This window comes from Streptomyces sp. NPDC058221, assembly GCF_042882365.1.
Taxonomy (GTDB): domain Bacteria; phylum Actinomycetota; class Actinomycetes; order Streptomycetales; family Streptomycetaceae; genus Streptomyces.
Genome location: NZ_JBHVWF010000023.1, coordinates 22,241 through 41,012, shown reverse-complemented (window position 1 = coordinate 41,012; position 18,772 = coordinate 22,241). Strand labels below are relative to the sequence as shown.

Annotated in this window: 16 protein-coding genes; 7 read left to right on the top strand and 9 right to left on the bottom strand. The window is 71.9% G+C overall.

Translation table 11 applies throughout. The features are described 5' to 3' along the window. Nucleotides 1-84: 84 nt before the first annotated feature. Entirely contained in the window at nucleotides 85-2,430 is a 2,346-nt protein-coding gene (locus ACFVW8_RS10640) for a glycosyltransferase (protein ID WP_389688240.1), read from the bottom strand. Further along, nucleotides 2,427-3,980, bottom strand: a complete 1,554-nt coding sequence (locus tag ACFVW8_RS10635; protein WP_389688238.1) for a hypothetical protein — start codon at nucleotides 3,978-3,980, stop codon at nucleotides 2,427-2,429. The genes ACFVW8_RS10640 and ACFVW8_RS10635 overlap by 4 nt, the downstream gene beginning before the upstream one ends. 276 nt (nucleotides 3,981-4,256) lie before the next feature. Between ACFVW8_RS10635 and ACFVW8_RS10630 the strand changes: the two genes are divergently transcribed. Beyond that, complete coding sequence (locus ACFVW8_RS10630; protein ID WP_389688236.1) at nucleotides 4,257-6,782, top strand: YfhO family protein; 2,526 nt, start codon at nucleotides 4,257-4,259, stop codon at nucleotides 6,780-6,782. Between the two features lie 27 nt (nucleotides 6,783-6,809). On the opposite strand, the gene ACFVW8_RS10625 is transcribed toward ACFVW8_RS10630, so the two are convergent. Continuing rightward, the gene (locus tag ACFVW8_RS10625) at nucleotides 6,810-7,454 is read right to left on the bottom strand and encodes a TetR/AcrR family transcriptional regulator C-terminal domain-containing protein (RefSeq protein ID WP_389688234.1); all 645 of its coding nucleotides are present in this window, start codon (nucleotides 7,452-7,454) and stop codon (nucleotides 6,810-6,812) included. A gap of 61 nt (nucleotides 7,455-7,515) precedes the next feature. Between ACFVW8_RS10625 and ACFVW8_RS10620 the strand changes: the two genes are divergently transcribed. Further along, nucleotides 7,516-8,937 carry an FAD-dependent monooxygenase gene (locus tag ACFVW8_RS10620; protein WP_389688232.1) on the top strand — a complete coding sequence of 474 codons (1,422 nt, stop codon included), beginning with the start codon at nucleotides 7,516-7,518 and terminating at the stop codon, nucleotides 8,935-8,937. Nucleotides 8,938-8,991: 54 nt separating this feature from the next. Further along, a complete protein-coding gene (locus ACFVW8_RS10615) occupies nucleotides 8,992-9,450 on the top strand; it encodes a MarR family winged helix-turn-helix transcriptional regulator (RefSeq protein ID WP_389688307.1) in 459 nt (152 codons plus the stop codon). A 22-nt stretch (nucleotides 9,451-9,472) separates the two neighbouring features. On the opposite strand, the gene leuE is transcribed toward ACFVW8_RS10615, so the two are convergent. Together leuE and ACFVW8_RS10605 are read right to left on the bottom strand one after the other, a co-directional pair. Further along, nucleotides 9,473-10,141, bottom strand: a complete 669-nt coding sequence (gene leuE, locus ACFVW8_RS10610) for a leucine efflux protein LeuE (protein WP_389688230.1) — start codon at nucleotides 10,139-10,141, stop codon at nucleotides 9,473-9,475. Nucleotides 10,142-10,210: 69 nt separating this feature from the next. Further along, the gene (locus ACFVW8_RS10605; protein ID WP_389688228.1) at nucleotides 10,211-10,822 is read right to left on the bottom strand and encodes a Uma2 family endonuclease; all 612 of its coding nucleotides are present in this window, start codon (nucleotides 10,820-10,822) and stop codon (nucleotides 10,211-10,213) included. Between the two features lie 227 nt (nucleotides 10,823-11,049). Between ACFVW8_RS10605 and ACFVW8_RS10600 the strand changes: the two genes are divergently transcribed. Further along, complete coding sequence (locus ACFVW8_RS10600) at nucleotides 11,050-11,982, top strand: L,D-transpeptidase family protein (RefSeq protein ID WP_389688226.1); 933 nt, start codon at nucleotides 11,050-11,052, stop codon at nucleotides 11,980-11,982. 242 nt (nucleotides 11,983-12,224) lie between these two features. Here ACFVW8_RS10600 and ACFVW8_RS10595 read toward each other — a convergent pair whose 3' ends face one another. The 4 genes from ACFVW8_RS10595 to ACFVW8_RS10580 all read right to left on the bottom strand — a co-directional run bounded on the left by ACFVW8_RS10595 (nucleotide 12,225) and on the right by ACFVW8_RS10580 (nucleotide 16,834). After that, nucleotides 12,225-13,394 carry a hypothetical protein gene (locus ACFVW8_RS10595; RefSeq protein ID WP_389688224.1) on the bottom strand — a complete coding sequence of 390 codons (1,170 nt, stop codon included), beginning with the start codon at nucleotides 13,392-13,394 and terminating at the stop codon, nucleotides 12,225-12,227. Then, nucleotides 13,394-14,218, bottom strand: coding sequence for an RNA polymerase sigma factor (locus tag ACFVW8_RS10590; RefSeq protein ID WP_389688222.1), 825 nt, complete (start codon nucleotides 14,216-14,218; stop codon nucleotides 13,394-13,396). Before ACFVW8_RS10590 ends, ACFVW8_RS10595 begins: the two co-directional genes overlap by 1 nt. Before the next feature lie 301 nt (nucleotides 14,219-14,519). Next, a complete protein-coding gene (locus tag ACFVW8_RS10585; RefSeq protein ID WP_389688220.1) occupies nucleotides 14,520-15,089 on the bottom strand; it encodes a hypothetical protein in 570 nt (189 codons plus the stop codon). 137 nt (nucleotides 15,090-15,226) lie between these two features. After that, complete coding sequence (locus ACFVW8_RS10580) at nucleotides 15,227-16,834, bottom strand: glycoside hydrolase family 20 protein (RefSeq protein ID WP_389688218.1); 1,608 nt, start codon at nucleotides 16,832-16,834, stop codon at nucleotides 15,227-15,229. Nucleotides 16,835-17,159: 325 nt separating this feature from the next. Here ACFVW8_RS10580 and ACFVW8_RS10575 point away from each other — a divergent pair, with 325 nt between their 5' ends. The 3 genes from ACFVW8_RS10575 (at nucleotide 17,160) to ACFVW8_RS10565 (ending at nucleotide 18,748) form a co-directional block, all read left to right on the top strand. Further along, on the top strand, nucleotides 17,160-17,669 hold the full coding sequence (locus tag ACFVW8_RS10575; RefSeq protein WP_389688216.1) for a 2-oxo-4-hydroxy-4-carboxy-5-ureidoimidazoline decarboxylase: 510 nt from the start codon (nucleotides 17,160-17,162) through the stop codon (nucleotides 17,667-17,669). A 219-nt stretch (nucleotides 17,670-17,888) separates the two neighbouring features. Further along, the gene (gene sdhC / locus ACFVW8_RS10570; RefSeq protein WP_073732547.1) at nucleotides 17,889-18,269 is read left to right on the top strand and encodes a succinate dehydrogenase, cytochrome b556 subunit; all 381 of its coding nucleotides are present in this window, start codon (nucleotides 17,889-17,891) and stop codon (nucleotides 18,267-18,269) included. A gap of 5 nt (nucleotides 18,270-18,274) precedes the next feature. Continuing rightward, complete coding sequence (locus ACFVW8_RS10565; RefSeq protein WP_024488891.1) at nucleotides 18,275-18,748, top strand: succinate dehydrogenase hydrophobic membrane anchor subunit; 474 nt, start codon at nucleotides 18,275-18,277, stop codon at nucleotides 18,746-18,748. Nucleotides 18,749-18,772: the final 24 nt, after the last annotated feature.

Here is an 18,772-nt window from a genome sequence, read left to right as displayed (position 1 = left end):
CGCCCTTTGTCTCTTTATTTGGGGGGGGGGGGGCGCCGGGCCGCCCCCCCCCCCCCTCCCGCGTCCCCCTCCGTCGGGCGCCGGTCAGACGCGCACGCCGGCCTGGATCAGCCGGAGGTCCGCGGTGTTCGCCTCGGTGACCTTCCACAGTTCCTGCTGGCGCCCGTGCACATCGGCCACCGCCGCCGCGTGGTCGTCCAGCAGTCCGGCCGCCCGCTCCACGAGCCGCGCACCGAGGTGCCGGTCGTGGACGGAGATGCCCCACTCGGGCCGCTCGATGTCGGCCAGGAAATACGCCATCTTCGGGTGCGAGATCAGGCTGATGACGGGTGTGCCGCAGCCGAACGGGATCATTCCCGCGTGCCCGCGCATCCCGATGACCAGCTTCGTCCGGGCGTAGGTGTCCCGGATCGCGTCGTTGCCGAAGTCGTACATCGGGATGACCGGCAGTGCGATGCCGTGCTCACGGCGCAGGTCGAAGGCGATCCGCTCGTCGTCCAGCGAGTGGGCCACGCACTTCACCTCGGCGTATGTGCCGAGGCTCTTCACCGCGGTGGCCATCTCGGCGAGGAAGTGCCCGTAGTCGTGGCCGAAGCGGAGTCCGGAGCGGTCGTAGGCGGCGTTGACCAGGATGGTGTCCTCGCGCCGCTCGGGGTCGGTCCAGCCGTCCACCAGCTGCCGGGTGACGGTGGTCGGGCAGGGCTGGAAGCGCACCTTGTCGTGCAGCGAGGCCGGCAGCAGTTCACGGACCTTCTCGATGGAGCCGTGGTTGCGCAGCCCGAAGAACGCGGCGCGCTCGACCAGCTTGCGCAGCGAGGACAGGAACCGCTCCCGGCCGTGTCCGTACGCCTGGCCGTCGAAGGCGTTGAAGCCGACCGCGTACACCATGACGGGTACGTCGATCCGCTCCAGCATGGCGTCGGGGACGTTCCACTGCCAGCCGCTGTTGCCGTTGGGCGCGGTGTCCGGGATGAAGAGGCCGCCGCCGCCGATGACCAGGCCGCGGCGGGCGTTGACCCGTTCCAGCGCGGCCTCGTCGAACAGCCGGTGGGCATGTACGGAGTGCCAGCGGGCCGGTCCGGTGTCCCGGCCGAAGGCGAGCCGGACACTCTCGGGGAGGAGCTTGTCCCCGGCGTTGCCCTGCCGGTCCATGTAGAAGGCGACATGGGCCAGTTGACCGTCGGGCGGCCCCTCGGCGGGAGCGTCGGTGTCCCTGGTGCGCTTGTACATCAGCCGGTTCGCGCGATGGGTCGGGTCGACGCCGAGCCCGTCGAGGGCGTACTGCGCCGCGCTGGTGTCGTCGCCGTGGATCCAGGCGATCTGGGCGAGGCGCGAGAAGGCGGTGGCGGCCCGGTTGGGGGCGGCGGCGGCCAGCAGGAGCTGGGCGCGGGCCTCCTCGTAGCGCGAGACGCTCATCAGCGCATGGCCGAGCACCTCGTGCGGCCATGCCTCGTCGACGGGGATCGGGACCGAGCCGAGCAGTTCGGCCGCCTCCTGGTACTCACCGGCGCCGATATGGGCGGTGGCGACCCGGCGGGCGCTGTCGGGGTCGGCGGTGCGGCGGACGTGCGGGGTGCCGTAGTGCACCAGCAGGTCGTGGTGCTTGGCGCCGGGGAGCGCCAGGTACGCGGCGTGGAACTCCGCGTCGGACAGCACGAACTCCCGCCAGCGCTCCTCGGCCAGAGCGTATCCGGCCTCGCCGCCCTGCCAGGGCTTGTGCCGGCCGGTGAAGTGCAGGATCGCGGTGCTGTCGGGCACCGGTAGGTCGCCGGAGAGCCGCCGTTTCACGAAGTTGTAGCGGGAGTCGAGCTGTACGAACTCGCCGTCCAGTACGGCGTTCAGGATGCCCTGGTCGTGCTTGTCGAGCTCGTAGTCGCCCGAGCGGCCGGCCTCGTCGATCCGGGCGCAGAACGCGTCGCTCAGGTACTCGCGCTGGATGACCAGCAGCCCGCTGTTGAGCTTGTGCTGACCGTAGAAGAACTGCGGGACGGCGGCGAGTCCGTCGCGCAGCCGCAGCAGTTCGTCCAGTTCACCGAGTACCACCATGTCGGTGTCCAGGGTGATCACGGTGTCGTAGTCGCGCACCCGGAAGACGTCGAGGATGAAGTAGGCCTTGCGCACCAGGTAGTTGTCCTGGTCGCCCTTGGCGTACGTGTCGTAGTGCGCGGCGTCGACCCGGCGGAAGTCGATGCGCGGGTGCAGTTCCCTGATCCGGGCGACGGACGCGGGGCGCAGCCCGTCGTGCAGGACGATGAAGTCCTCGCAGACGGCCGGGTTGGACAGGGCGAGGCTGCGCAGCAGGGCGAGGAATCCGGGCAGGTAGTTCTCGTCCACGAAGCTCGCGAAGGCGACCCGGCGCTTTCCGGTGAGCGTGCTGGCGGGGGCGGGCGCGTGGGGAACGGGCGCTTCGGCAGGGGGCGTCGTCGTCATCGCAGTCGGATCCTCGTATCGGTGACGCTCCGGGCGCGTTCCATGACCCACGCCTTTTCGCTGGTGTACTCGTGCACGGAGGTGATGGGCATCTTCATCGCGGCGGGCAGCCGGTAGGCGCCGCTCTCGTAGAAGTCGAAGCCGATCAGGTCGAGTTGCGGGCTGACGTCCAGATGGTCCAGCAGCCACAGCATGTTGAACCCGCTGGTGGGGATGGACGGCCAGACGTCCGCGGTGACCTTGCCGATGTCGCGCAGCGGCCAGCGCAGCGACTCGTCGCCCAGATACTGCTGTGCGCCCGGCACCAGGCGGGTGCGCAGCGAGTACTTCCAGTCGCCGGACAGCCCGCCGAACACCAGCCGGGTGTGGACCTTCCGGTCCCAGTTGAAGCCGTGCTTGTGGATGGTGGCGTGGATGTCGGTGCGGCTGCCGGTGGCCGCCGGGTCGATCCGGTACGAGTTGAAGCGGACGACCAGGTCGTACGCGTCGATCTCGGCGCCCATCGAACCGGTCCCGACCCGCTGCGAGTTGGCGATCAGACAGATCGACTTGCCCGCGATGTGGTTACGGAACTCGCCGAGCGTGGCCCATTCGACGCCGCCGAAGGTGGGGTCGGCGACGGGCCCGCGCATCCGCATCCGGCGCTGTCCGGCGTAGAGCGCGATCAGCTCCGTGAGGCGGGCGGGGTCGCCGCGGCCCGGGGCGGTGCGGGGTCTGCCGCCGCTGCCCGGCGCGCCGCCGGCCTCCAGTGCGAGGCCGACGTACTGGGCGAGGGCCTCCTGGATCTCCGGCACCGGCGCGCCGGACCTGTCCTGGGCCAGCAGTGCACCGATCAGCCGGGACCGGGCCCGGTTCCAGTCCCCGCGGGCGTGCAGCGCCAGGCCCTCGGCCCAGGTGTCGGTGACCGGTTCACCGGCGAAGCCCGCGGCCTCGGGACAGTCCTCGGCCAGCTTCCGCAACAGCTCGCCCTGGCACTCGGCCCCGGCGCGCAGCCCCGCCGTCCTCGCCGCGATCCCGAAGCCGTCGTCGTCGGTGAGGGCGAGGTAGCGCTCGTACGCCGCGACGGCTTCGGTCTCCGCGCCCGTCGCCTCCAGCGCGCGGGCCCGCAGCCGCCAGGCCGCCCTGGAGCGGGTGCGCTGGGTCAGCACCGCGTCCGTGACGAGGAGCGCGAGCTTCAGCTCGTCCTCGTAACCGCAGTCCAGCGCCTTGTTGCCGACCGCGAGCAGCGGGTCCATCAGCTGGTCGCCGAGGACCAGGGCCGATCCGGGGCCGCTCCTGGCGGTACGCCGCAGCAGGGGCAGCGGGGTGGCGGGGGCGGGCGTCTGCTCCATGGTGGCGTGGGCGGCCAGCAGGTTCCGCAGCGCCTCCGCGAGCGCCGTGCGCCGCCGGTCGAGCCCGGCGACCAGCTTTCCGCTGTGGGCCGCGCAGGCGCGCAGGCACGTCTCCAGCTCCGTCGGACGGACGGCGGCGGGTGCGGACGCGGGGTCCTCGGACGGGAGCGGGGCCTCCGCGTCACGCTGCCGTGGCCAACGGGTGCGGGCTTTCGTCATGGCGCTCCAAAGCGTCTGATGCCCGTGGGGGGAGGGGCGTATGGAGAGGACGGATGTTCGTCAACCGTTCGGGGTTCCGTGGCACGGTAGGAAACCTGAACGGCCGCGGGGTGAACTCACTCTGTCGGCGCGGGAAACTGCCGCCCTACCGCCCGTTCCCGGCGTGCGTGCCGGGTGGCCTGGCGGGGACCGGGGCGTGAAGGGCGGCGGACCATCAGGTGAACCGCCTTTCCCCGCACGGGATTTCACGATGTTCGATGACATATTCGACGCACCATGAGGACTCCGTCGATTCACCGATCGCCGCGCGGCCGGGGCGCCGCCCTGGCCGCCGTGCTCACCGTCGTCACCGTCTGCGCCGGGGACGCGGTGGCCCGCAGCTACCCCTTCGGCCCGCGCACCCGCAGCGTGAACGACCTGGGCAATCAGTTCGTACCGTTCCACGCCCACCTCTGGGACCTGCTCCACGGCCGGGCGGACGGCGGGCTGCTGCTGAACTGGCAGTCCGGCTTCGGCACCAGCTTCCTGCCCGACCTCGGCACGTACCTGACCAGCCCGTTCGCGCTGCTCATCGGGGTGTTCCCGAGGGACCGGATCGATCTGGCCGTCTACGTGGTGACACTGGTGAAGACGGGCGTGGCAGCGGCGGCGATGACCTGGCTGCTCACCGCGTTGCGCCGGGTCGGCGGCCGGGAGTGGGCGGCGGCCGTGCTCGGTGCCTCATACGCCCTGTGCGGCTGGTCGGTCGCCGAGGCCGCGTACAACCCGATGTGGCTGGACGGGCTGATCGCCTTCCCGCTGCTGTGCCTGGCCGGCGAGTGGGCGCGGACCGCGCGACGCCCGGTGCCGGGCACGCTGCTGGTGACGCTTGCCTGGGTCTCCAACTTCTACACCGCGTACATGGCCACGCTCGGGGCCGCGCTGGTGCTGGTGGTGCGGCTGCTGCTGGAGGACGGGACGTCACGGGAACGGCTCCGGGGGCTGGGGCGCGCGGTGCGGACGGTGCTGATCGGCATCGGTCTGGCCGCGCCGGTCCTCCTGCCGGTCTTCCTCGGCACCCGGCACGCCTACCCCGGCTGGAACCGGGAGTTCGCCCCCGCCGCCTGGCCGGACGTCGCCGCCCGGCTGCTGCCGGCCACCTACGGATTCTTCAGTCCGGCGGTCTTCCTCGGCACGGGCGCCCTGCTGCTCGCCTGCACCCTGGCGTTCCACCGTGGAGCGCCGCGCGCCGAGCGGTGGGTGTGGCCGGGGCTGGTGGCCGTGGTCGCGCTGTCGATGCAGTGGGGGCCCACGCATCTGCTCTGGCACGCCTTCGCGACGCCGAACGGCAGCCCGTTCCGGCAGACCTTCGTGCTCTCCGGCATCGTGGTGATCGCCGCGTGGACCTCGGTGGCCGGCGCCTGGCCGGACCGGCGGGCGCTGCTGGCCGGGGGCGGGGTGCTGGTGCTGATCGCGGCGGCTGCCGCGCCCAGCGCACTGATCACCCGGTGGACGTATCCGCTGTTCGCCGCGGGTCTGCTGGCGGCGGTCTGCGGTCTGGCGCTGATGCGCAGCGGCAGGTTCCTGGCGCTCGCGGTGCTGCTGCTGGTGGGAGCGCAGGCCGGGCAGGCCGCCGCGACCACCGCGTACGCCGACCGGCAGCGGCTGAAGCAGCTGGACGACTACGCGCCCTGGGGCGAGCGCCAGCGCCTGCAGGCCGACGCGGTCGCCCGCGCCGACGGCTGGCCGCGCTACCGCACCGACCCGGGCCTGGAACAGAGCACGAACAACGACCCGCTGGTGGTAGGCGGCCAGGGCGGTGCCTACTACAGCAGCCTCACGCCCGACGTCACGACCCGCGCCTTCCTCGCGCTGGGCGCCGGCTGGACCTCGCGCGGCCGCGCCCTGCAGAGCCTGGACAATCCGGTGACCGACGCGGTGTTCTCGGTCGGTGCCCGGGTGCATGTGCCGCGCGATCCGCATCAGGTCTGGAACCGGCCGGACGAGCGGCCGGTGACCGTGACCCGGCAGGACGTCCCGCCGCTGGTGACGGTCCGGCCGGCCGGTTCGGGCTCTTCCGGCTCTTCCGGCTCTTCCGGCTGGGGACGGTCGCCCTTCCGCAACCAGGAGAAGCTGCTCGGCGCCCGGGTGTACACGCTGCCCGGGACGGCGCTGCGGGCAGCGGACGGCGGGGCCGTTGCCGACAGCGACGCGAACGCCTACGCGGTGGAGCCCGGCACCTACACGCTGAGCGCGAGCTGCCCCGCGGGCAGCCAGGTGTTCCTGTGGGCGCCCGATCTGTTCGGCACCGCCCGGCTGGGGGCAGGCGGTGAACCGGCCGATCTGCGGGGCGACATGCCCACGCGCCGGGCCGGGATTCTGCCGCTGGGGCCCGGCGCGGGCCGGGTCTCCGTGACGCTGCGGGCGGAGCGGACGGGGACCGTTCCGCACGACGCCGTCGGCTGCCTGGACCCGGGCCGGCTGGCCTCGGCGGTGGCGGGGCTGAAGAGGACCGGCGCGACGCGGGTCACCGTCTCCGGCGACGGCGTGCACGCCGAACTCCCGCCGGGCACCCAGGGGGTCGCGGTGCTGGCCGCGCCCCGGATCGCGGGCTGGAGCTGCGACGGCCGTCCGGCCGGCTCGTATCGCGGCCTCGTCGCGGCGCCGGTGACCGGGGACCGGACGGCGGTGGACTGCACGTTCCGGCCGCCGGGACTGCGGGCCGGGACGCTCGCCGGGGCCGCCGCGCTGGCGGCCCTGCTGGCCACGGCGTTCGGCCCGGCGGTCCTGGGCCGGGTACGCAGGCGGCGCGCGCGTCCGTAAGGGAGCCGCGCACACCCTGCGCCCGCCTCACCCCACCCGGTACCGGGCTTCGATGCCCGCGACGATCAGCCGCAGCCCGTCCTCGAAGCGTTCGTCGTAGTTGGCGAAGATCTCGGAGCCGGCCGCAGCGGCGAGCGGGTAGCGGGCCAGCCGTTCGGCGCGTTCAGCGACGTCGTAGCCCTCTCGCTGCTGGTCGGGCATCGGACGGACGCCCTGTTCCTCGCTGACGAAGCCCATCGTGTACGAGTACGCGGTGGTGCCGGCCCGGACCGCCTGCCACAGCTCGAAGCCCGCGTCGACCATGGTCCGCAGATGCCCTTCGAGTCCGTCGGCGTGGTCGGTGCCGGTGAACTTCGCGCCCCCGTAGACCTTCGCCCCGTCGCGGTAACGCAACAGCGCGCCGCGGAGCCCGCTGTTGTACGCGACGAGCTGGTCCTGCCAGCTCTCCGGGGTGGGCCCGGGCAGCCCCTCGTCGAGCATCCGGCGGTACATCACGGTGGCCATCTCGTCGAGCAGCGCCTGCTTGTCCTTGAAGTGCCAGTAGAGCGCGGGCGCCTTGACGTCCAGCTCCCTGGCGATGGTGCGCAGGGTGAGCCCGTCCAGGCCCACCTCGTTCAGCAGCCGCAGCGCCGTGTCGGCCACGCGTGACCGGTCGATCTTCGTCGTACCCACCTCGCCAAACTAACAGCCCTTCTCTTGACAACTTAACAGCGTTAAGCACACACTCTCGGACATGGAACTTAACAGCGTTAAGGAAACTGGGGTCCTGATCGTCGGAGCAGGCCCGTCCGGCCTCGCCCTCGCCTGCGACCTGGCCCGCCGGGGCGTGCCCGCCCTCCTCATCGAGCAGGCGCCCGCGCTCTTCCCCGGCTCGCGCGGCAAGGGCATCCAGCCCCGCACCCGTGAGGTCCTGGACGATCTCGGGGTGGGCGACGCGGTCCGCGAGCACGGCGGCCCCGCACCGGTCGGGATGGCCTGGCAGAACGGCGAGCGGGTGGGCGAGCACCACATGTTCCGCGTCGCGGCCCCGACGGACGCGGAGCCGTACGGCGAGCCGTGGATGATGCCGCAGTGGCGGACCCAGGAGATCCTGCTGGCCCGGCTGCGCGAACTGGGCGGCGACGTCGCCTTCTCGACCGCGCTGACCGGCCTCGGCCAGGACGCGGACGGGGTCACAGCACAGCTGAGCACCGGCCGGGTCCGCGCCTCCTACCTGGTGGCGGCGGACGGCGGGCGCTCCACGGTGCGGCGGGTGCTGGGCATCGCGATGACCGGGGAGACGGTGGACCCGGCGCCGATGCTGGTGGCCGACGTACGGGTCGCCGAGACGGCCCTCGACCGGCTCAACTGGCACATGATGAACACCGATGCGGGGTTCATCACGCTCTGCCCGCTGCCCGGCACCGCGGACTTCCAGCTGGTCGCCCAGTACAAGGACGGTGCGCCGGACACCTCGGCGGACGGGGTGCGCGCGGTCGTCGCCGAACGCACCCACCTGGACGCGGCGGACGTCACCGAGGTGCTCTGGTCCTCCGACTTCCGGCCGCGCGCCGCACTGGCCGACCGCTTCCGCGACGGGCGCGTCTTCCTGACCGGGGACGCCGCACACGTCCACTCCCCCGCAGGCGGCCAGGGCCTGAACACCAGCGTGCAGGACGCGTACAACCTCGGCTGGAAGCTCGGCCGGGTGCTGAGCCACGGCGCACCCGCCGCCCTGCTCGACACCTACGAACAGGAGCGCCGCCCGATCGCCGCCGAGGTGCTCGGCCTGTCCACCCGTATCCACCGCGGCCAGCAGGAACGCGGCGCCGCCGCCCAGCAGCTGGGCCTCGGCTACCGCGGGGGCCCGCTGTCGGCGGGCCGGGCAGGCGTCCTGGAAGCCGGCGACCGCGCCCCCGACGGGCCCACGGACGGACGGCGGCTGTTCGATGTGTTCCGTGGCCCGCACTTCACGCTGCTGGCGGTCGGCACCGACGCGGAGCTGCCGGAGTTCGCCACCGCGGCGGTCCGGGTGCACCGCACGGCGGCGTACGAGGCGTACGGCAAGGGGCTGTTCCTGATCCGCCCGGACGGCTACATCGGCTGGGCGGGCGAGGACATGAACGGGCTCGCCGAGTACCTCGCACCGCTGGGCCTTGACCTCAAGCGAGGTTGAGTTCCTACGTTCGTCGTCATGGACCACTCGACGAACGACTCAATGAACTACTCAATGAACTACTCGCATGACGACGAAGGGCTCGCCAGGCAGCCGATCGGCTACTGGAGCTGGGCAGCCCACATCGCGACGGTGGGCCACATCCGGGCCGCCCTCGCCGAACACGGTCTGACGCAGCCTCGCTGGTGGGTGCTGAACCAGCTGGCCGACGCGGACGAACCGGGCCGCCCGCGGGCGGAGGTGGTCGCCATGCTCCGCGGCTATCTCGATGTCGGCGGCGGCATGGAACCCGAGATCGACACCCTGGTCGACCGGGCCCTCGTCACCCAGGACGCCGGCACCCGGCTGCGGCTGACCCCCGAGGGCCGCGAGCTGCGGACCCGGGCGTACGCGCGCGTCTCGCGGGCGAGCGCGGAGATCCACGACGGCATCCCGCCCGAGGAGTTCGTCCGCACCATGAAGGTGCTCCAGCGCATGATCCACAACGTCGGCGGCAAGGCCTGGCACCACTGACGGGGCGGGGCCGGCCCGCCGGTCAGACGCTGCTGAGCGAGAGCTTCGCCGCGAAGCCGAGGAACAGCACACCCGCCGCCGAAGTGGCTCCCGCCGAGAGCCGCTTCCGGCGGCGGAACGCGGCGGACAGCCGGGTGCCGCCGAAGATCAGCGCCGACAGGTAGAGGAAGCTGGCGACCTGGAGCAGCGTGCCCAGCAGCACGAAGGAGAGTGCCGGGTAGGCGTACCCCGGATCGACGAACTGCACGAAGAACGAGATCAGGAACAGGATCGCCTTCGGGTTGAACAGGCTGACCACCAGCGCCCGTCGGTACGGCCGCTCCATGGTGCCGGCGGCCTCGCCCCCGTCCGCCGCCTCACCCGTCAGCTCCGCCACCCGCCGGTGCCGCTCGCGCCACATGGACACCGCGGCCCGCAGCATCCCGAAGGCCAGCCAGGTGAGATAGCCCGCACCGGCGATCTTCACCACGGCGAAGAGCACGGGCGTCGTCTGCAACAGCGACGAGGCCCCGAGCGCGGACAGCGTCATCAGTACGGTGTCCCCGGTCCACACCCCGGCTGCGGCCACATAGCCGGTGCGCACCCCGCGCCGGGCGGCGACGGACAGCACGTACAGCGAGTTCGGTCCCGGCAGCAGAACGATCAGCACAAGGCCGGCGAGATAGGTCGGAAGGTCGGTGACACCCAGCATGAAACGGAGTCTCGCACGCGGGCGCGACGCTCCGGATGCGGGGTTCGGATCCTGGGACGAGGCGCTCCGTCAGTCCTCGTCGCCGTTGAGCAGACGGTCCACGGACAGCTCCATCGCGACGCCGACCTCGTCGGGCACGAAGAAGGACGTCCCGCGCTTGTGGTGCGCCTGGTTCTTGTACTCGCCACCCCGGGGATCGGTGCAGAGCAGCACCTGGTCGTGCTTGCGGTCGGCCACGACGTAGACGGGGATGCCCGCCTGGGCGTAGTCCTCGACCTTGGGACCGAGGTCGTCCGCCCAGTTGGTCGAGGTCACCTCCACAACCATGCGGAAGACGTGGGCGGCGTAGCAGTTCTTCATGACATGCGCGTCCTTGATATCGGCCTCCACAACCGACAGATCAGGAATCACATAGTCCTCAGGACCGGTGGGGAGCCACAAACCGACTCCTTGGACAAGTCTGAGACCGACCTTGCGCGCCGGGGCGCCGAACTCCTCGCTGAGCCAGGACAGCGCCAGAGCATGCGCTACGTCGGCCGGTGGTGTCACAGTGAGCCTCCCCTGGAGAATCTCCACGCGATGCCCAGGCAGCGAGCGAGCGAGCTGGTCGGCTGCCTCGCCGAGCGTCAGCTCCGGCTGTTCCTGCACGTGCGCCTGCTCCTCGTGCTGTATTACGGCCACGGCATCCTCCTTTCGGGGACTACTGTTCACGAGCTTATCCAGGGCCACGGACAATCGGCGAGAGATCACCCGCGCGAGTGCCTCCGCGGCAGTCCTCCACCTCCCGGCCCGGCCACTCATCGGTAACCGATGAATCTCGATAACGCTTTCGCCGCCCTGCGCAGGATTCGGCAACCGGGCAGGGCGGGAATCCGTCCCATGAGATACCGGAGAACCAGGGGGCCGAGATGATACGCACCAGAAGGACCGGGCGCGGCCACGCGCACAGGGGCGGCCGCGCGCACAGGGGCGGCCGCGGGGCCGCGGCCGGCGTCGCGGCCCTCGCCGTACTCGCGCTGACCGCGGTGACCACCGGGTGCGAGCCGCAGGCGGCGGGCAGCACACCGGCCGCACCCTCGGCGGTGCCGACGGGCAGCGGGCCCGACGACGCCAAGCCCGGCACGGACGGACCCGCGGCGGCGACACCGTCGAAGAGCGCGAAGCCGAGCACGGCGCCGAAGCCGAAGTCCACACCCTCGGCCGACCCACAGGGCACCGTGCTGATGGCGAGCGGCGCGCAGAGCAAGCAGGTGCGCGAACTCCAGGCCCGGCTGCGCCAGATCGGCCACTTCGACCGCAGCCCCACGGGCTACTACGGCACCGTCACGGTCGCCGCCGTGCAGTCGTTCCAGGGCAAGCGCGGGCTGTCCCGTACGGGGAGGACGGACACGCTCACCTGGCAGAAGCTGCTCGGCATGACGCGCGAGCCGACGGCCGCGGAGCTGAACCCGCCGACCACCCGTCCGGTCGCGAAGCCGGACAAGCGCTGTCTGACGGGCCGGGTGATCTGCATCAGCAAGAACAGCCGGACGCTGTCCTGGATGATCGACGGCAAGGTCGTCTCGTCGATGGACGTGCGGTTCGGTTCGCAGTACACACCGACCCGCGAAGGCACCTTCTCCGTCTTCCTGAAGTCCCGGCACCATGTGTCGACGATCTACCACACGGCCATGCCGTACGCGATGTTCTTCAGCGGCGGCCAGGCGGTGCACTACTCATCGGACTTCGCGGCCCGCGGCTACAACGGCGCCTCGCACGGCTGCGTCAACGTCCGGGACGAGGGGAAGATCGCCTCGCTCTTCGACCAGGTCCACAACGGCGACAAGGTCGTCGTCCACTGATGAGCGCCGGGCCGGACCCGGTGGAGTGAGGGGCGCGGACGGGACCGGGGGAACGTGCCCCGCCCGCGCCGTTGCGCCGAGCCGAAGGTACGGGGGGAACCCCGGCTCAGGACGCTGCCGATGACCAGTCGGCTCACTCTGTACTGCGCCCGGGGACCGAAAAACGTCACACCCGGTGGCGGGCGGCCTGGCTGGACTTCCGAAACATCATTGCGAAACGCGGTCCGAGGCGCGGCCCGGGGTCAGCGGGCCGCGACAGGGGTGCCCGGCGCCGCCGACTGCGATGCGGTGGTGTCGTCCGCTCCGGGCCCGGCGCCCGCGAAGGCCGTCGAGGCTGTCGGGGAGGCGGTGGAGAACCCGATCGACGGCAGGGAGCCCGAACCGCCGGCCGCCGAGTCGTCGCCGTCCGATTCGCCACCGTCGTCGTCGCCGTTCTGGCCGGCGCTGCCGTTGCCGTCGGCCTGGCCGAGCATCCGGTCACAGAACCGGTCCAGGTTGCGGGCACCCTTGGCCAGCTCTTCGAGACGGCGTCTGCGGTCGTCGTCGAGCTTGTCGTCGCGGTAGTCGCGGCAGGCCTTCAGGGTCTTGGCGTACCAGGCCCCTGATGTGTCGTCCTTCGAGGGATCGGGCTGTCCCGTGCCGTCGCCGCCGTCCGTGCCGTCGGGCTTGCCCGTGGAGCCGTCCGCCGGGCCCTCGGACTCCCCGGTGCCGGTCCCGCCGCCCGTGCCCGGACCGGTGGGGGTGCTGTCCCCGGGACCTGCGGTGTTCTTCCCGCCGGGGTCCGCGGAGTGCGAGGTCTCGGGTGACGGGCTCGTCGTGTCCGGGGATCCGGACGGTGGCTCGGGCGTCCCGTCGTCGGTGGTGAGCCCGGAGCCGAGCTCCTCGGGCGAGGCGGCGGCCGACACCGAGGTGGACGGTGAGGGGCCGTGCCGGCCGAAGGGGCCGGGCAGTACCCCGGTCCCGGCGGCCACCGCCACCCCGCCGATCGCACAGCAGGCGAGGGAGGCCACCAGGCCGAAGCGGATGGGCCGGCTCCAGCGCATCGGGCGGGCCTCGCGGGTGCCCGCGGCGCCCGGCCCGTGACGGGAGGCGGCCCTGCCTATGTGTACGGGGGCGAGCATGCCCGTCTCGCCGATCGCGTCCGTCCCCGCGGCCGGCGTCCGGCCCGTCCGCCGGGAGGCGGCGGAGGTGCGGGCCGCGGAGCGGGGGGCGGCGCGGAAGGCGGCCAGCGCGGCGGCCTCGCCCGGAAGTTCGCCGGTGGCCGGACGGGCGGCACGAGCCACTGCGTCCAGCGCGGCCCCGAGCCTCGCGACCTCCTGTCCCGGCTGGCCGTCGGCAGGATCGACCGGTTCGCGGCGGAGCAATCTCTCCGCCGCTTCCTTGTCAAGCCATTCGTACTGCTCGTCGGCCATCACATGTCCTTCTGCGTCCACAGACGCGAATGCGTCACACCGGCGGGCGCCACCAGGCCGGTGCGTGAGGGGCGTTGCGCGGGTACGGCGCCGAGTTCCGCCGTCCGGCCTGCCGCGTTGCCGTGCGGGGACTGCGCGGGTTCCTGGGCATCGGCCGGCCCCCTGGGCGGACCGACCCCGCCGGCCGGAGCACCGCCGTGCGGACGGCTGTCCTCCGTGCCGTCCGCGGGCGGCGGACCGTCGCCGTCGCCCGGCTGTTCCGTGCCGTCCTCGCTGTCCGTCCGCAGTAGTTCGGCGAGCCGCTTCAGTCCACGGTGGGCTGCGGTGCGCACCGCACCTGGCCGCTTGCCCAGCGTCTGCGCGGCGCTCTTCGCGTCGAGCCCGACGACCACGCGCAGCACCACGGCCTCGGCCTGGTCCTGCGGCAGCTGGGCGATGAGCGACATGGTGCGGCCGGTGGCCAGCGCCTCGATCGCCTCGGCCGCCGTGTCGGACTCGGCGGGCTTCTCGGACAGTTCCGTCTCGTCGCCACCGGCCGAGGGCCGCCGGCCGCGCATCCGCAGATGGTCCAGTGCACGGTTACGGGCTATCCGCGCGGCCCACCCCCGGAACCGGTCCGCGTCACCGCTGAACCGGTCGAGGTCGCGCGCTATCTGGAGCCAGGACTCCGATGCCACGTCCTCGGCGTCCGGCTCCCCCACCAGCGTCCTTATGTAGCCCAGCAACCGCGGCTGCACCGCGCGGTACACAGTACGGAAGGCGTCCTCGTCCCCGTCCTGTGCCGCGAGCACCGCGGCAGTAAGCCCCGCGTCGTCCCCCAGCACTCCCTCAACCTGCCCTGCTGTCCTGAATCGCAGCTGGTCACCACTGCCACTCCACCCTGCGCGACTCAGCACGCTACGTCCTTCGCGGGCATCACGTCCATGGCTTGTACAACCCGCAACATTCCGCGCCGGAGCGCGGTGTGACAGAAAACGCAGTGACGACGCTGAGATGAGTACGGGGTCGTCCTGCGGCCCCGCGGAAGACGACCGGGGCCTCTCCTGTGGGGGGTGGCGGCCCCGGTCGTCCTCGTCTTCCCCGCCGTCCCCGGGTACGCCGCTGCGCGTCGGGAGCCGCGCAGGTTCAGGCCCGCACGCGGGCGCGTCGCGCGACGGCCGCCCGCAGCACTCGCTGGCCCTCGGTCGATACGTCCAGCACCTGCCGCAGCCCGGCGCCCATGGGGGCACGGTCGCCGATCTCCGCCAGCATCTCCAGGATCCGGACCTGGCGCGCGGTCTCCCCGGCCAGCAGCGGCCCCGCCCCCTGTGGTTCACCCGCCCGGCAGCGTTCCACCAGCCCCGTCCGGCCGGCCCGGCCGGCGTCGTGTCCGAGGTGGATCTCCAGGGCCAGCGCCGAGCAGGCGTCCGCCCAGTCGCGCAGCCGGGCGCCCGCCCGGGCGGCGGGCGCCTCGCCGAGCAGCTTCCGGATCCGCTGCACGGCCGGTTCCGCACCGGGCAGGGCGTCCAGGGCCGCGCGTGCCTCGGCCAGCCGGTCCGGCCAGGACGCCGCGTCCGCGCAGCCGGCCCAGAGCGGCCGCAGGGGATCGGCTTCGTCCCCTGCGGCGGGCTGCGGCAGGCACCGGTCGAGGCAGGCGGCCCCGCTCGCGGCCAGTCCCCGCTCATCGGCGGCGGCGATCAGTTCCAGCAGGCTCATCGGTGTCTCCCGTCGGCCCTCCCCGTGCCAGGACGCATGGGGACGCAGCGCTTCCTGTTACCGCATTCAGCGCCGAATGGCCGAAAATCGTCACTGCGTGGGAGCGAAACCGCACGGCCTTCTGCCGCGGCCGCCGGTCAGCCCTTGTCGATCTCCCCTGCCAGCGTCCGAAAACCGTCCCAGCTCAGCTTCGGCTTCCCCGGGTCCCACAGCTTCTGGGCGGTCGCCCGCAGCGGCATCCGGATGCCCTGCGCCACCTGCGCGGCGGTCTGGGCGTTCGGCAGATCGCCCCAGACGGCGAACCGGCCGCCGAGGATCTGGTCGGAGTAGCGCTTCGGGACGGCTGTGGTGCCGCGCAGGACGAGGGGGGTCCACTGCTCGTAGATGCGCTTGCCGGTGGGGTAGACGAAGTCGTTGGGCTGACCGAGCACGTAATAGAGGAACTCGTCGTTGAGGTTCAGCACCTTGCGGCCCTCGCGCAGGTACTCCTCCGGCGAACGGGCCCCGTACTCCTTGCCCGTCCAGTACTCGATCTCGATGTTCTTGTCCGCCTGGACGATGCTGTCGCGGAAGAGGCCGTCGTTCCACGCCTTGGGCTGCTTGCCGTGCGGGCGGACGACCGCCGCACGGTCGTTGAGCCAGCCGGTGGCGAGGTCCTCGATCCCGGCCTTCGACCCGTACTTCTTCACGGCGGCCTGCTGGAGCTGCGGATAGGAGGCGGCCGGGTCCCGTGCCATCAGCGCGAGGTACTCGTCGGCGCCCAGATGCCAGTACGCGCCGGGGAACAGCTCCGTGTACTCACCGAGGAGTTCGTCGACGAGCTTGGCCGCACCGGGCTTGGAGATGTCGAGCGATCCCTGCGAGGCCACTCCCGACACATTGCGCAGCTGGAGGTCGGGGTGGGCGCGCAGCACCGCGCCGAGGTGCCCCGGGGAGTCGATCTCCGGCACGACCTGGATGTGCAGCCGGTCCGCCAGGGCGACGATGTGCCGCACCTGTGCCTTGGTCAGGTGGTCGGGCGACACCACCTCGGGGTGGGTGTCGGACTCGATGCGGAAGGCCTGGTCGTCGGAGAAGTGCAGACCGAGCTGGTTGAGCTTGAGGTCGGCCATCTCGCGCAGCCGGTCCTCGATCCAGGCGGCGGTGTAGGGCTTGCGCGCGATGTCGAGGTTGAACCCGCGCTGCGGGCGGTCGGGGCGGTCGCGCACCTCGCCCTCGGGCATGACGCCGTCGGCCCGCACCGACTGCTTGAGCGTGCGGGTGCCGTAGAAGACGCCTGCCTGGCCGGGCCCGCTGACCGTGACGCGGCCGTCGTGGGTCCTGAGGGTGTACGACTCGGAGCCGCCCTTGTCCGCCGGGGTCAGGGCCAGCTCCACATCGCCCGCGCGGGCCGGCACCGCACCGCGGTAGGCGATCTTCAGCTCGCCCGCGAGCAGCCGCCCCTCGTCGGCGAGCCCCTTGCTGCCGTCGGCGATCACCACCGCGCTGCCCTTGCCGGGCCGCCAGCCGGGTCCGTGGGCGGCGGTGTGCTCGCGTACGGCGGGGATGGCGCGGGGCGCCTTCGACAGCGGGTAGCTCCGGGTCGGCGAAGGCGTGGGGGCGGCGGACGAGGCCGAGGCCGAGTTCTCGGACCCGGACCGGCGCGCGGAGTCGGAGCTGTCGGGCCACAGGACGACGGTGAGAGTCACCGCGGCGGCCGCGGTGACGGCCGCTCCGGCCGCGAGAGCGCCGCGTGAGAGCGACATCGGTCAGAAACCTCCGGTTTCAGTGGGAAACAGAGCAGAAGTATGGAGATAGCCGGGCATTCTCCTCGCCGATTCATCCATCAGTCATCCCGAAACTCTCCCGTCCGGGTGAAATTCGCGCATCCGTCGGACGGCCGTTGCCCGGCCTCGCTAACTTTGAGGCACATTCGTCTCTCCCTTCACCCTGCATCCACCTGGTCCCTCCGACCCCTCCCCACTCCAGGTTCACAGATGCCGCTGATTCGAGGAGCCCACGCTGTCCAGGTCCAGCGAGTCCCACGCCGGCCTCCCGGAGCAACCGCACCGGTCCGTCCGGCGGACAGCCGTGCCTCTGCAGAGCTGCGGATCCGTCCCCGGGCGGCCCGGCCCGCACGGCTTCGACCTGCGGCGTTTCAATGACGCACCCGCCTGTGATGCCGAGGCCGCCCTGCTGGAGTGCTTCGGCAGCCACCGCTGGGCCCAGCGGGTGACGGCCCACCGCCCCTACCCGGATCTGGACGCGCTCCTCGCCGCGGCCGACGAGGCGGGGTACGACCTCTCCCCCACCGACCGGGCCGAGGCACTCGCCGCCGAGGTCTCCTCGGGGCTGCCCGCCGATGCGGCGCCCTCCGCCCACCTCGCGCTGGCCGCAGCGCACGCGGCGTACGAGTCCCGCTTCGGCCACGCCTTCGTGATCTGTCTCGACGGCGTCCGGCCCGCCGAGCACCCCGACCAGGTGCTGGCCGGCATCCGGGCCCGGCTGGGCCACGACCCCGACCAGGAGCGGGTGGTGACGGCCGACGAGATGCGGCGACTCGCCCGGGGGCGCATCATCGGGCTGGTATCGAGTCAGTAACGGGTTATGGCCGGTCAGGACTGCTCCGACCCCGGGGACAGGCCTCTCTCTAGCCCGTCCGTGCCTGATTGATTGCCACTTTGATCACACCAGAGGCCCCGGCGCGAACGAACCGACAAAGCGTCGCTACGATGGCCGGGGCCGGTGGACCGTACCCGGCCGGGTCAGACCGACAGTCAAGCCGGCCGACCCCAATCCCCGCTCCCGGAGGGTTCTTCCGTGCCGGCTGGAACGCTGTACCGCGGCCGGGAAGGCATGTGGTCCTGGGTGGCTCATCGAGTCACCGGTGTCCTCATTTTCTTCTTCCTGTTCGTACACGTCCTGGACACCGCTCTTGTCCGTGTCTCCCCCGAGGCCTACGACGAAGTCGTGGCCACGTACAAGACATGGCCTGTCGCGCTGCTCGAATACGGCCTCGTGGCCGCGATTCTCTTTCATGCGCTGAACGGTCTCCGGATCATCGCCGTGGACTTCTGGGCCAAGGGCCCGCGCCTCCAGAAGCAGATGCTCTGGACCGTGCTGGGCATCTGGATCGTGCTCATGGTCGGGGCCCTGTACCCCGTCCTCGGTCACGCCGTCCGTTCCATCTTCGGGAGCTGAGGCCCATGTCCACCGAGACTTCCGCGATCGGCGCAGTCGAAGGCGTCAGCCTCTACGATGTCGACAACCCGGCCCCTGTGATCGAGCCCCCGCGTACGCGGACCGGCAAGACCCCCAAGGGTTCGCGCACCAACTTCGAGATGTACGCCTGGCTCTTCATGCGCCTGTCGGGCATCGTCCTGGTCGTCCTGGTCATCGGCCACCTGCTGATCCAGCTGGTGCTGGACGGCGGCGTGTCCAAGGTCGGCTTCGCCTTCGTGGCCGGCCGCTGGGCCTCGCCGTTCTGGCAGATGTGGGACCTGGCGATGCTGTGGCTCGCCATGCTGCACGGCGCCAACGGTCTCCGTACGGTCATCAACGACTACGCCGAACGGGACAACACCCGCTTCTGGCTGAAGATGCTGCTGTACACCGCCACGGTGTTCACCGTCCTGCTGGGCACGCTGGTGATCTTCACCTTCGACCCGAACATCCGCTAGGCGCCGGGCCCGAAGGACCAGAGG